The organism is Halocatena marina (assembly GCF_023276375.1).
GTDB lineage: Archaea > Halobacteriota > Halobacteria > Halobacteriales > Haloarculaceae > Halocatena > Halocatena marina.
The window spans coordinates 3,098,273-3,111,256 of the sequence record NZ_JALLPK010000001.1; the positions used below are offsets into that span (position 1 = coordinate 3,098,273).

General features: G+C 55.8%; 12 protein-coding genes. 8 read left to right on the top strand and 4 right to left on the bottom strand.

Annotated elements, in window-relative coordinates:
* The first annotated feature begins 44 nt into the window (after positions 1 to 44).
* Both MW898_RS14600 and MW898_RS14605 read left to right on the top strand, forming a co-directional pair.
* Positions 45 to 1,049: a presenilin family intramembrane aspartyl protease PSH gene (locus tag MW898_RS14600; RefSeq protein ID WP_248908500.1), complete on the top strand. Its 1,005-nt coding sequence runs from the start codon at positions 45 to 47 to the stop codon at positions 1,047 to 1,049.
* Between the two features lie 93 nt (positions 1,050 to 1,142).
* Positions 1,143 to 1,910, top strand: a complete 768-nt coding sequence (locus MW898_RS14605) for a creatininase family protein (protein ID WP_248908501.1) — start codon at positions 1,143 to 1,145, stop codon at positions 1,908 to 1,910.
* A 51-nt stretch (positions 1,911 to 1,961) separates the two neighbouring features.
* Here MW898_RS14605 and MW898_RS14610 read toward each other — a convergent pair whose 3' ends face one another.
* The gene (locus MW898_RS14610; RefSeq protein ID WP_248908502.1) at positions 1,962 to 2,609 is read right to left on the bottom strand and encodes a helix-turn-helix domain-containing protein; all 648 of its coding nucleotides are present in this window, start codon (positions 2,607 to 2,609) and stop codon (positions 1,962 to 1,964) included.
* 197 nt (positions 2,610 to 2,806) lie between these two features.
* Between MW898_RS14610 and MW898_RS14615 the strand changes: the two genes are divergently transcribed.
* The 6 genes from MW898_RS14615 to MW898_RS14635 all read left to right on the top strand — a co-directional run bounded on the left by MW898_RS14615 (position 2,807) and on the right by MW898_RS14635 (position 8,689).
* Positions 2,807 to 3,232 carry a DoxX family protein gene (locus MW898_RS14615; protein ID WP_309242240.1) on the top strand — a complete coding sequence of 142 codons (426 nt, stop codon included), beginning with the start codon at positions 2,807 to 2,809 and terminating at the stop codon, positions 3,230 to 3,232.
* Positions 3,222 to 3,389 carry an FAD-dependent monooxygenase gene (locus tag MW898_RS26205; RefSeq protein WP_368409148.1) on the top strand — a complete coding sequence of 56 codons (168 nt, stop codon included), beginning with the start codon at positions 3,222 to 3,224 and terminating at the stop codon, positions 3,387 to 3,389. Before MW898_RS14615 ends, MW898_RS26205 begins: the two co-directional genes overlap by 11 nt.
* 161 nt (positions 3,390 to 3,550) lie before the next feature.
* Positions 3,551 to 3,826 (top strand): hypothetical protein, encoded by a 276-nt coding sequence (locus MW898_RS14620; protein WP_248908504.1) that lies wholly within the window; start codon positions 3,551 to 3,553, stop codon positions 3,824 to 3,826.
* Between the two features lie 332 nt (positions 3,827 to 4,158).
* Complete coding sequence (locus MW898_RS14625; RefSeq protein ID WP_248908505.1) at positions 4,159 to 6,942, top strand: PEP/pyruvate-binding domain-containing protein; 2,784 nt, start codon at positions 4,159 to 4,161, stop codon at positions 6,940 to 6,942.
* 2 nt (positions 6,943 to 6,944) lie between these two features.
* Positions 6,945 to 7,703 carry a DUF4010 domain-containing protein gene (locus MW898_RS14630; RefSeq protein ID WP_248908506.1) on the top strand — a complete coding sequence of 253 codons (759 nt, stop codon included), beginning with the start codon at positions 6,945 to 6,947 and terminating at the stop codon, positions 7,701 to 7,703.
* Between the two features lie 80 nt (positions 7,704 to 7,783).
* Positions 7,784 to 8,689, top strand: a complete 906-nt coding sequence (locus MW898_RS14635; protein WP_248908507.1) for a serine/threonine-protein kinase RIO2 — start codon at positions 7,784 to 7,786, stop codon at positions 8,687 to 8,689.
* Between the two features lie 12 nt (positions 8,690 to 8,701).
* Here the strand turns inward: MW898_RS14635 and glmM are convergent, their stop codons facing one another.
* The 3 genes from glmM to MW898_RS14650 form a co-directional block, all read right to left on the bottom strand.
* Positions 8,702 to 10,066 carry a phosphoglucosamine mutase gene (gene glmM / locus MW898_RS14640; protein ID WP_248908508.1) on the bottom strand — a complete coding sequence of 455 codons (1,365 nt, stop codon included), beginning with the start codon at positions 10,064 to 10,066 and terminating at the stop codon, positions 8,702 to 8,704.
* 280 nt (positions 10,067 to 10,346) lie between these two features.
* Positions 10,347 to 11,348, bottom strand: coding sequence for a cytochrome d ubiquinol oxidase subunit II (gene cydB / locus MW898_RS14645; RefSeq protein ID WP_248908509.1), 1,002 nt, complete (start codon positions 11,346 to 11,348; stop codon positions 10,347 to 10,349).
* A complete protein-coding gene (locus tag MW898_RS14650; RefSeq protein WP_248908510.1) occupies positions 11,341 to 12,762 on the bottom strand; it encodes a cytochrome ubiquinol oxidase subunit I in 1,422 nt (473 codons plus the stop codon). The genes cydB and MW898_RS14650 overlap by 8 nt, the downstream gene beginning before the upstream one ends.
* Positions 12,763 to 12,984: the final 222 nt, after the last annotated feature.

Sequence of the window (12,984 nt, forward strand, 5' to 3'; positions counted from 1 at the left end):
GAGATGCCTGGAACGGTGAGGCTTATCCGCCATCCGCGTGAGCAATGCGTATGAACAGCAGGGTGTACGCGGCGGGGGGCGCGACGATCGCCATTTTCGTTCTCGTTCAGATCGGGGCGTTAGTGCTCGTTGAACCGTTTCAGAGCGCAGGCTACCAGCCTGTCGAAAATCCAGCCAACCCAACGAACACCCTTCTCTATCTTCTCGGGGTGTTCGCTGCGACGGGCGTGATGCTCACTGCGTTCCGATTTGGAGCCGACCGACTCGTTCACGTGCTCATCGTTGGCTCCAGTGCGTTTCTCTCCTACTACGTCCTCTCCGTGGTGCTCCCCTCTTTTGGAACCGGAATCGGGGCTACGCATCTTCCCGCGGCAGGTATTTCACTCGTGCTCGCAATCGCGTTGTTCGTCTATCCAGAGTGGTACATCATCGACACCATCGGCATCATAATGGGAATGGGAGCAGCGGGGCTGTTCGGCATCAGTCTCGGCCTCCTCCCAGCAATCCTCCTCCTAACAGTACTCGCAGTCTATGACGCGATCAGTGTCTACAAAACAGAGCACATGCTCACACTCGCTTCGGGCGTGATGGATCTCAAGATACCCGTCGTGCTCGTGATCCCGCTTACGCTCTCGTATTCGTACATCGATTCACCGCCCGAACGCATGGATCAGACGGACGAGAACGAAGAAAGCGAAGAGAGTAACGAAAACGAAGCAGAAACCGCGGCTGCTGGATCGCCGGATTCGCGCGGTGCGTTTTTCATCGGTTTGGGTGATGCGGTGATGCCGTCGGTGCTGGTTGCAAGTGCTGCTTTCTTCCTTCCGACAGCACCACTCGTTCCGGGATTCGCACTCACGCTGCCTGCCTTGACCGCCATGATCGGAACACTATGTGGGCTCATCATCCTCATTAAGATGGTGATGGAAGGTCGTCCGCACGCCGGACTCCCCCTCCTGAACGGTGGCGCGATTGTCGGCTACCTTCTCGGTGCGTCCGTAAGCGGCGTTCCGCTTGTCCGTGCCCTCGGGCTGATCCCATACTTGTAACGACGCTGTATCCCCACCGCTGACGATAGCTTTAGCGCTGCAATCAGCTAAAACACCAGAAATTTTAATATGAAATATATATCATACTGGTATGTGTTTTCCCCTGAATCGGTCCGTTTAGAAGAGTATAGTTACTCAGAGATCGAGCGAGCGCTCGAAGACGGAACACGGACTGCTGTTGTAGCCGTCGGGTCTGTCGAGCAACATGGTCCACACCTCCCGCTGATCATGGACACACTTGCAGGCGACGAACTGTCACGACGGATCGCAGAGCGGCTTGGAGATGCGCTGGCCGCTCCCACGATTCGACCCGGCTGTTCAGGCCACCACATGGAATTTTCCGGAACGATCACAATTTCGCCAGAAACGCTGATGGATACAATTCGTTCGTACTGCCGATCGCTGGCCGAGCACGGCTTCGAGTACATTGTCCTCGTCCCGACGCACGGCGGGAATTTCGCGCCAGTCAACACTGTTGCTCCGGAGATTGCCCGCGAAATTGATGCCGACGTGATCGCGTTGGCTGATCTCGACGAGCACATGATACTGATGAATCAAGGACTTCACGAGGCGGGTGTAGCGTACGAGGAGCCGGTGATTCACGCGGGCGCTGCCGAGACAGCCATCGTCATGGCGATCAATGAAGGACTCGTTCGAACGGACGAACTCGCAGCTGGATACGAAGGCGAAATTCGCACCGCTCAATTGCTCAGCGAAGGATTCCAGTCAGTCACCGAGACTGGTGTTCTTGGCGATCCTCGAGAAGCAACCACCGAGGCTGGCGAGGCTATTCTGGAGAAAATAACGACGACGTATGTCGAACAAATCGAGACAGAACTGCGGTCTGAGTGTGGTACATAGGCTGTTATAAATCGAGAACCACACGCATCTCACTCCGATCGTTCTCAGATATTACCGAAATGCGCCGAACACACTCGCCTCAATCTTTTGTAGATGTTCCGTGACGGTACCAACAGAGAGTCCCAATTGTTCGGCAATGTCGTGGTGAGTAGCCTGCCGTGGAGCGTCGTAGTAGTTGAGTTCGAGGGCGACATCAAGCACGTCCCGCTGACGATCGGTCAGTACCGCAAGCACAGCTCCAGATTCGTCCGAATACGCACTGATACGTTCGATGGTGAAATCCATTGTCTCAGGCATATCAGCTAATGCCTGCTGTAACACCTCGTTAGTCTCGCCAATCATGACAAAACGAAGTTTGCCATCGCGGGTCCCTTCGACCGGAAAATCGAAGAACACCTCGTGTTCCCGTGGAAGTTCCAAAAACCGCTTGATTTCTGTCGGCGGATGGACGTGGATATATACCAGACCACCATCCCCGTCGGTCCCAGAAATACTGAAACCGAGTGTGTCTAATTGCGCTTCGACTACCAGTCGTATCTGTTCGAGATCACCACGAACTCGACCCAGCAGGACCATCGTCCCGTCCTCTAACACATTGAGATTGTAGATTCGTTCTCTTGTGAACTGAGACTCCTCGTCGAACATCTGGTAGGCCGGGTGGGACTTCGGCGGCGTCACGACGAACGTTATCGCTCTCATTCGATGTTTATCTGCAGTTTCGCTTTTCTCTGTGCGTATTGGTGCATTTCGAATACTGACTAGCTATTTGAACCACCACTAGTGCTAGGCAGTTATTGAATCTTTCTACCATCCGTACATTCACCTGTGAAACCGAGTCAATCACCCACAAAAACACCGATCCGACAAGGGATGACCCAACGTGACGATGAGAGGAGATCGAGTTCCACGTCTACTCTCGGACGCGTTCTCGATGGTTTGCAAGGGCTGGGGGTCGTGATGCTTCTCAGCGGTGGTTCGAAGTTGGCCGGGACCAGCCAGCACGTTCAGAGCTTCGAACAATGGGGCTCCCCACGTGGGTCCGAGTCACAACGGGAGCGTTGGAAGTCAGCGGCGGAGTAGAACTGCCTGCAAGACGCTCCCGACCGACGATTGCCATCATCAGTGAAAGCCTAACGCTCACGACGATGCTGGGAGCACTCTCCACCCACTCCAAAAACCGTGATCCACCGACTGAAGCTGTCCCTGCGATGGTTCTCCTGCTGCTCACAGCACTCGTGACCAGACGGCAGTTGAAGCTGACAGAGAATACAGCAAACGGTCATCATACGGAGGAATCACATCCAAGATTCCATCGAGAGTGAAACGGACGTTCTCATCGTCGGTGCCGGCTCGATAGATCTAACGATAGCGATCGAACTCCAGCGTCGCGGTATCGACTGTCGGATCGTCGAGAAGGATGCGAGTTCGATGGAGTACCGAGGACTGCGCTGTCCAAGATCCACTCGGAATCACCGCTGAGTGGACTCCTTGATGCACAATCGAAGGTAGCATTAGTACGACGAGCACGTCAGGCATGGAATGCGCCGAAAGCGGGTGAACGACCTCCCGATGGTTCGTGTCACACTCCAAACGGGACTGAGACGTCACTCTATCGGGAGATCCACGGAAAAACGGAGTTCGTGCTACTCTTGTTCGCTGGCACCGACCCAGCCGAAAGTGACGAGCTACGACAAATCGCCCAGACAGTCATAGAACGCGTGGGAGATCTCGTAACGCCGTATTTCATCGTCCCAGATACCCAACGCGCTACCGAGACCTACGGAGGAATTCTCCTGAGAGATGACGGAGCGCAACTTCACGAACGGTACGATGCCACAGTGCCGTCGCTGTCTCTGCTTCGTCCTGATGACTACGTCGGCTTTCGAAGCCAACCGGCGCGCCAGGTCCACTCCTGACGTCTCTCGACGAACAACGACAGCTGACAGCAATGACTGAGCCGCGTTCTAGATGAACTAATCGGCGGAGAACGTCGAAGACCAGCAACGATTCTCGAACGATCATTGTCGCCGATTGTATAGATTCGCAGTCGTACACATTGATCGTCGTGAAGGTATAAACCACCACTAGTTCTAGGCAGTCATCACAACCCACACTGCTTGCTATATACCACTATGAAGCAGAACATAGCAGCGACGATGCGAAATACCGTGAAGAGCAACCGATCAGAATCCAGAGACGGCTCTGACACCGGTATCATCGCTCGTGAGAGGAACCGAACCATAGGACAATGAGTAACAGAACACACCGTTTTCAATCCGATCCTGATCAGTACACACTTTCGCTGAATGACGAAGGTGCAACACAACGCACGCTAACAGGGGGGAAGGGAGCGAATCTAGCGCGTCTTGTGGCGGCCGATTTTCCGGTTCCTGACGGATTTTGCGTGACGACCGCCGTTTATCATGAATTTATTATAACTTCGGAAGTGCAGACAACGATCGAGTCTCTGGAATTGCTCGAACCGGACGACTCAGAGCGAATCACTGAGATGAGTGCAGAGATACGTTCAGAGATTCGACAGCGTGACCTCCCAGAAACGGTGCAAACTGCCATTGTGAACGCACTGAAGGGACTGGATGCAAGCGCGTACGCCGTCCGATCGAGCGCGACAGCAGAAGATTTACCGACCGCATCCTTTGCGGGACAACACGAATCGTTTCTCGCTGTCACTGAACCAGAAACAGTTCTCGATCGAATTCGAGACTGCATTGCGAGCCTTTTCACCGATCGTGCCGTCGCATATCGGTTGCAGAACGACGTTTCCCACGACGCTGTTGCCATGGCGATCGTCGTTCAAGAGATGGTTGATCCCGAGATAGCAGGAGTCCTCTTTACTGCCGACCCTGTGTCAGGAAATCGCCACATCGCATCGATCGATGCGAACTACGGTCTCGGTGATACAGTCGTTGCTGGCGAGGTTTCTCCGGATAACGTCCGCGTCGATCAACGAACCGGAGACGTTCTTGAATACGAGATCGGCGAAAAAAGCCATGCGCTCTATACAAATAGGGAAGAAGAAGGAACGAAGGCAGTAGATATCTCTCCGGAAGATCAGGAGTCACGAACACTCTCGGACACCAAACTGCGTGAACTCGTCGAACTCGGGACACAAGTCGACAAATTGCTCGGAGGACCACAGGACATCGAGTGGGCGTTCGTAGACGGAGACGTCATCCTACTCCAATCGCGCCCAATTACGTCATTGTTCCCGCTTCCGTCTCCGTCTCCATCTCCGCCACCATCTCTGTCTCCGTCTCGGTCCTCGGACGACGATCGCCGTCACATCTACTTTTGTATGGGACATCAGCAAGCGATGCCGGAGGCGATACCGCCGCTCAGCGTTGGTTTGTTGCAAGAGATGGTGAACAGTTCAGCCTCTCGACTACGACAGACCGACGAACCGATCGCAGTCGAGGCTGGACATCGGATCTACGTTGATCTCACACCGTTACTCCACAACCGTCTCACACGGCGCGTGGTTCTTCGGATTCTCACTTCGATGAGCGAACCGGCGGCGAGAACGATTGCAGAGCTGATCGAGGAACGCCAAACACCGCCCCCAGCAGGTGTGGCCGACCGATTGCAAACAATCAGTCGTGTGGTTCACACGCTTCCAGTTGCTGTTTCGGCCGCACCACGGCTAGTCGCTCGCTTCGTTCGCCCGTTCATTCGTGGACCACAAGATTCCGAACGCGTGTATGAAGTCGTCGAATCGAATGGTCAGCAGATCGCAGAACGCGTTTCTCAGCCGCGTTCACAAGCAGACCAGGTGCGAGTGATCTACGAAGAGATCGGGCTCGGGACGCTCGCCACAAAAATAGTCAGTCAGTCGATGCCGTTGTTTTTAGCAGGAGCCATAGCGGGGAGCATCCTCGAGCGGCTCTATCCGGACGCCGAAGACGACCTCGACGCCCTCGGCAAAGGGTTCGATGACGAGATTGCTACCCAAATCAACCAGCGGCTCGGCGATCTCGCCGATTTGGCCCGCCAACATCCAGCGGTGGTCGACGCACTCGAATCAAAAGCCCCGCTTTCGGAGATCGAGCAGGTCGAAGGTGGAGAGAACTTCGTGACTGCGTTCGATGCATTTCTCGATGACTTTGGTCACCGATCGAGTAGCGAGATTGATTTCAGTCGTCCACGTTGGAAGGACAACCCTGCGATACTGTTTCAGACGATTCGGAGCACCCTTGCACAGAGCGACCACGGAGAACACCGGGAGCATCTGGAGCGTTTGAAACAGAACGCAGCGCAGTCAGCCGCTGCCCTCGAAGCCCGCGCTGGCCGTGGCCTAGTTGGATTCATCAAAAAGCCAATTGTGCGGCGGTTGATTCGTGTCTATCGAGGAGGAATTCAGCTCCGAGAGTATCACAAGCACGGAGCAGCCCATTTTTTCGCTATCGCTCACGATGTATTCGCCGACGCAGGAGAAACGCTTGCTGCAGAGGGTCGGATCGACCAATCGTCTGACGTATGGTATCTTCGTAAAGACGAGTTGCTCGCTGCACTCGAAGGTGAGACACCACTCGACGTAGATTTCGAGCAGCGACAGCGCACTCACGATCGATTCGCCTCAATGACTGCTCCACCACTACTCATGAGTGACGGAGAAACTCCCATGGTGGCCGCAGACACCAAAATTGCAGCGGATGCGCTCGTCGGAACGCCGGTTTCTTCGGGAGTCGTCGAAGGACCAGCTCGGGTAGTGTACGACCCCTCGAAGGAGTCACTCGAAAAAGGAGAGATACTCGTTGCGCCATCGACAGACGTTGGGTGGACACCGTTGTTCCAGAACGCAGCCGGACTCGTGATGGACGTTGGGGGCCAGATGACCCACGGAGCACTGGTTGCACGCGAGTACGGGATTCCGGCTGTCGTCTCCGTTTCAAACGCAACCACAGACATTCAGACCGGTGAGTGGATTCGCGTCGATGGGAAGCGTGGGACTGTTGAACGTCTCGACAGAGAGGAACAGTCACCAGCCAACGAGGATCTCGGAGATCGGGAGTGAAGATGGGCCGTAGCAAGGGAGACCGATCCGAACAGAAAACGTTCGTGGCTGCGTTTAAGTTTCTCGTGCTCGTGTTCGTCCTGCTGTTGCTTCCGAACAAAAATCTTGATTTGGTATTCGGTTTGAATCCTCGACGTCTCTGGTTGATCGTTGTGTTCATCGCTGGGCTGAGTTTCCTCGGATATCTTCTTTCGAAAGTCGTCGATCCGGCAACAGCGATCAGCCTCACGGGGATACTGGGAGGTGCTGTCTCCCCCGGCATGACGATCACGTCACTCACTGAACAATACAAGCGATACCCGGCGTTCGATCTCGATTATACATTCGCTGGGGCGATCGCATCGACGATGCTGTTCTCTCGGAACTTCATTGTCGTGAAGATACTCAGCCCGGAACTTGCCCAATCGTTGCTGGTACCGTTCACAGCAATGGCCGGGGTTGGAATTGTCGTAATTGGCCTGTTGCAAGTTCGTACTCGAAGCCGTGACCCACCGGCCAGTGAACTAGATACCCCATTTCGAATTCGCTCGGCACTGATGATCGGCGCGGTGATCGCCGTCGTTCTTGTTCTCATCAACAATCTCGAGGTGTCACTCCCTTCGAACACTACCCGAGTCGGGATTGTAGTTGCGACAATCGCACAACTGTCCATTTATGTCGTCGTCACATGGACAGCCGGTGCCAAGAAGATGGCACAGGTGATCGCTGTAATATTGCTTGGCAGTGCGAGTGTCGGGATTTTCCTCGTTCTCATTCTCTAGCGTAGATAGTTCGTATAGCGATATGCAGTATATCACTACAGACGCGTGGAGCTTTTACCCGCTGCAAGGGTAGCGAGGGCATGGTACGGAACGTCGCCGGAGAGATACGAGAGCTCGAGGCGGAGGATTTCTATCTACTCTCGGGCGTCGAGCACGGGATGCGCTTTAGCAAGTGGGTCGATCGGGAGACCCTCACAGAGTACGCTCGTCTCGACAGCGAGGAGGTCGATCACCGAATCGACCGTTGTGAGCGGCGTGGATTCATAGAGCGCAAGACGATGCAGTACCAAGGATTTCGTCTTACGTTCGAGGGCTACGATGCGCTTGCGCTCCACACGCTGGTCGAACGGGGAACGATCGAGGGGTTCGGTGCACCCCTTGGTGTCGGAAAGGAAAGCGATGTGTACGAGGTTGCTTCGTACAAATCACTCGCGTTAAAATATCACAGAGAGGGGTATACGAACTTTCGAGAGGTCCAACGCGAGCGCGAGTACACCGCCGATCGCCAGCACCGGTCGTGGCTCTACACGGCTCGAAAGGCTGCCGAGGGCGAGTACGAGGCACTCGAAACCGTCTATCCCACGGTGGCTGTACCGAGACCAATCGATCACAACCGCCACGCCATCGTGATGGAAAAACTGGAGGGTGTCGAACTCTCCCGGGCGTCGCTCCCGGATGAACAGGCGGTTGGAGTACTCGATCTCATTCTCGACGAACTGGCGAGTGCATACGAAAAAGGGTACGTCCACGCCGACATGAGCGAGTACAATGTCGCCGTAAGTGAAGACGGTGTGACGATATTCGATTGGCCACAAGCGGTTCCGACGGACCATCAGAACGCAGACGAGTTTCTCGAACGAGACGTTTCGAACCTCGTCAGTTACTTCAGACGAAAATATCCCAACCAAATCGATGTTCAAGACACAGCATCGATCGCACGCGCACTCTGCGATGGAACGTTCGAGTCGGTGGATGACTACCAATAACAGCGACAGAGATCAGATGGCATCGAGCAAGACCGTTCGCATCCAGTCTGCGAGTTCAGCAGCCCGGTCGTGCTCGTACGCCTCGGCGTAGATCCTGATGATCGGTTCGGTTCCACTGGGACGAACAAGCACCCACGAATCACCGTAATCGAGGCGGTATCCGTCGGTTGTGTCGAGGTCGGTGTTTTCCTCCCGAGCCGTCTCTTCGATGACATCGAGCAGTCGTTCGCGTTCGACATCATCTTCGTAGCTGACGTTGCGCCTGACGTTTACGTAGCCCGCGTGATCGAGCGCTATCTCACTCGCCGTCCGATCTGCAAGGAGTTCACAGAATCGAGCGGCGGTGTACGCACCATCACGGGACAAGCGGTACTCGGGGAAGAGTACGCCTCCGTTGCCTTCGCCAGCGATTGGGACAGACTCACCTTCTGCGGTCAACTTCTGGATTTGCGTGACGATGTTCGTGCTCCCGATCGGCGTTCGTTCGAGTGATGCGCCGCATGCTTCGACCACATCAACCAAGCGCTGGGAGACGTTTACAGCCGAGACGGTCACGTCGCCCGGTTCCAGTTCGGCGGCTGCGAGCGCAGCAAACGCCGCATCGCCCTCGATGTGTTCGCCTCGTTCATCGACAAAGATGGCACGGTCTGCGTCACCGTCGTGGGCGATACCGAGATCTGCGTCCGTGGTCGTGACGAGTCGCCGGAGATCAGCGAGGTTTGTCTCGACTGGTTCCGGATCGCGTCCCGGAAAGTGCCCATCCGCTTGGGCGTTCACCGTCACGACCGAGCAGCCGAGTTCACGAAAGAGCCGTGGACTGGTGAGAACGCCCGCTCCGTGGCCGGGATCGAGCGCAACCGTTACCTCGGCGTCGGCGATCCGATCACGATCGACCGCAGCAAGAATCTCATCGATGTAGGAGTGCCGGGCACTCTCAACGCGGCGTCGGTGGCCAGTCTGATCCCATTGAACAGTTGCAAAACGCTCCGTGAGCAACCGATCCTCGACCTGTTCGAGCGTATCACGGACCAGTTCGATTCCGTTCGCACCGATGAGTTTCACCCCGTTGTACTCCGGCGGATTGTGACTCGCAGTCACCATCAGAGCGGGCACCTCTTCGCGCTCGGCGTACGCCTGCACTGCTGGTGTCGGAAGGACGCCGATGTCAGTCACGTCACAACCGACACTCGCCAATCCGCCCGCCGCGCTGTCGACGAGCAACTCACTGGTCGTTCTTGTATCCCGGCCGAGCACGACCCGTTCGTTTCCCGTTGCGGCGAACACCGATCCCGCAGCCATCGCAATACGACCGACAAACTCCGGTGTGAGTTCCTCGTTCGCGACGCCCCGAACGCCGCTAGAGCCGAAGACCTTCATTACCAATCCCTTGTCGGCGAGAGACAAAAACAGTCGCAAACGCACGTCATAAATCATATGCCACGATATGAAATGGAGATGTACGGCGATTCGACGGTCGCGTGCGCATGACTTGTGGGTCCGATCGGTAAGGAGGTCGAAATACGAGAACACGATCCCTCCCACCAGAGCCTCTCGATGCTACCGACCAGCGCCATCTGGGATGTTCACTGCGAGCGCCGCTACCGTAGTTGCCAGCCGATCGCACGGTTGCGTCCCCTTACAATACCGAAAGAACTGCTCAGTCAGCCATTCCGACGCGTTCGACCGGACCACGGAATGCGAAATAGAGAACAGCGAAATACCCGAGCACCAGCGGGAGCAGCACGCTTGTCATGATCGTCATGAGATTGAGCGGCAGCGTCGAAATGATAGCATCACGAACCGTGAGTCCGGTTGCGCGGTCGATGAACGGGAACATGAGCACCGCGAGCAGTGCAACGAGCGTAAAGACGAGGCTGGCTGCGGTTGCAAACGCGAGATAATACCGCTGTTGACGGGTCGCGGCGGCGTAGCCAGCGGTCAGCAACCCAGTCACGAGAACGAGGACGACGACAACCGGCGACTGGAACGAAGAACGCAGGCTTGGTGCGGTTGCGTATGTGACACACAGTGTGATAACTGCCAACACGAGATAGCTCACAACAGCACGAATGCCGTACTCACTGGCATCGTCTCGGAGCGACCCCCGGGTTTTCAAGCCGAGAAACGCCGCACCGTCGACGACAGTGAGTGTGACAACCGTGAGACCAGCAAGAATCCCGGGGAGAGTGAGAATCGTCGCCGATCCGAGTATCCAATTCATCACGAAGAGTCCCAGGAGAAACGGCGTCGCGGTGCTCCCAGCAACGAACGCAGATCCCCAGAAACGTCGCCATTGGTCGTCATCTCGTTCTTCGTACATCTCCGGTGCGAGGCCTCGCAACCCTAACGCAGCAAGAATCGCAAACATCAGCAGATAGTGCCGGCTGAAAAGGTTCGCATACGCTGCTGGAAAGGCAGCGAACAGCGTCCCACCGAAAACGACGAGCCAGACCTCGTTACCGTCCCAGAAAGGACCGACGGCTGCGAGTAACTGCTCTTTCTCGTGGTCATCGCGGGTGGCAAACAGAACGCCGACCCCGAAGTCGAAACCGTCGAGAAAGAGGAACATCCCGAAAATGAAAAACAGCAGTGCAAACCAGAGTTCCGGGAGCGCCAGCCCAAACAGCGGTTCGGTCGCCAGCGAACCAAGATCAGTCACTGTCAAGCACCTCCGAATCGACATGTGACTCGGTGGTCGTCTGCAAGCTGTCGCGTGATGGCGGGCCAGCTCGAATGAGGCGGCCAACGACGTAGATGTACAGACCCAACAGCAGTGTGTATCCAGTGACAAATCCAAAGAGCGTGAACGTCGCTTCGGCACTCGTCAAACCGGGAGAGACGCCGTCTGACGTCCGCATAACGCCCTGAATGACCCACGGCTGGCGTCCAACTTCGGTGACGATCCATCCGACCTCGACAGCGACGAAGCCCAAGAGCGATGAACCCATCAACGCTTTGTGTAAGAGATCGTCGTCGAACAATTCTCCTCGCCGCCAACGATACGCACCCCAGAACGCCAGAAGAATGAACCAGAAACCGAGCGCAACCATGATCCGAAACGCCCAGAAGACGATCGCTACCGGGGGCGCTTCCGTCGAGAACGATTCGAGACCACGTATCATCGCCTGCGGATCACCCCCGCTTGCAAGCCACGACGCACCACCTGGAATCCCGATGCCGAAGAGTTCCTTGGTTCGCGGATTCAACAGCTCGTCGAGTTCAGTCGGAAACGCGACTATGTACTCGGGAACGGAGGCGTCAGTCTCCCAGACGGCTTCCATCGCGGCGAACTTCTGGGGTTGGGTTTCGGAGACGTGACGGGCATACGCATCACCGTGCAGTACCTGCAGCGGGGCTGTAATGAGCAGCGCAACGAGTGCGATCTTGAGTGTTTTCTCCCAGAAGTCGATGTGCTCGATCGAGTAGCCCCAGATGTGATGTCTGAAGACGTAGTAGGCGGCGACACCCGCCATGAAGAGAGCGACCGACTCGACCGCGGAATTTTGCATGTGAACGAACATGTACGGGAATCGTGGATTGAAATACGCCGCAAGCGGGTCGGTGAGTTTCACGACACGGTGTCCGTTCTCGACGACGACGTCGAATCCACGGGGCGTTTGCATCCAAGAGTTTGCGATGAGGATCCAGACGGCAGAGAGCCACGTTCCGAGTCCGACGGCGATACTCGAAAGCATGTAGAGGCGGTCGGAAACACGGTCGCGGCCGAAGACAAAAATTCCGAGAAACGTCGCTTCCAGCATGAACGCCATCATGCCTTCGAGTGCGAGCGGCCCGCCAAACAGTTCACCAGCCGTTGTTGAGAAAGCAGCAAAGTTGGTCCCGAATTCGAATTCGAGGACGAGACCCGTCACTGTGCCGACGACGAAACTCACCGCGAAAATTTTCGTCCAGAACCGTCGGAGTTGCTCATAGAGCGGTCGTTCCGTCCGTATTTCTTTCCATGTGAAATAGATGAGGAACGGCGCAAGGCCCATGCTCATCACGGGGAAGATGATGTGGACAATGGTGGTGATCGCAAACTGGAGTCGACTCGCGGTGACTGGATCAACCATCGAGATCACCATCACACTTATCTCCGAGACAGATCGTCCGGGAATCGCCACACGACCGGGGTGGATGAGTCCTCTGTGACGATATACCTCTGTACGTCGGTATTTCCCGAGAAAGAGCATTGAGGACGGATCGAGTCGTCATCAACGAAACTTCGATCGAGGTGTAAATCAACCGAAGGCGAATTCCCAAGCGATGGGAATCCGCCATCCACTCATGGTATA

Coding starts and splice junctions, on each gene's coding strand:
- MW898_RS14610 (WP_248908502.1), bottom strand. CDS start 2,609: ATGAGAGCGATAACGTTCGTCGTGACGCCGCCGAAGTCCCACCCGGCC.
- MW898_RS14625 (WP_248908505.1), top strand. CDS start 4,159: ATGAGTAACAGAACACACCGTTTTCAATCCGATCCTGATCAGTACACA.
- glmM (WP_248908508.1), bottom strand. CDS start 10,066: ATGAAGGTCTTCGGCTCTAGCGGCGTTCGGGGCGTCGCGAACGAGGAA.
- MW898_RS14650 (WP_248908510.1), bottom strand. CDS start 12,762: ATGGTTGATCCAGTCACCGCGAGTCGACTCCAGTTTGCGATCACCACC.
- MW898_RS14635 (WP_248908507.1), top strand. CDS start 7,784: ATGGTACGGAACGTCGCCGGAGAGATACGAGAGCTCGAGGCGGAGGAT.
- MW898_RS14600 (WP_248908500.1), top strand. CDS start 45: ATGCGTATGAACAGCAGGGTGTACGCGGCGGGGGGCGCGACGATCGCC.
- MW898_RS14630 (WP_248908506.1), top strand. CDS start 6,945: ATGGGCCGTAGCAAGGGAGACCGATCCGAACAGAAAACGTTCGTGGCT.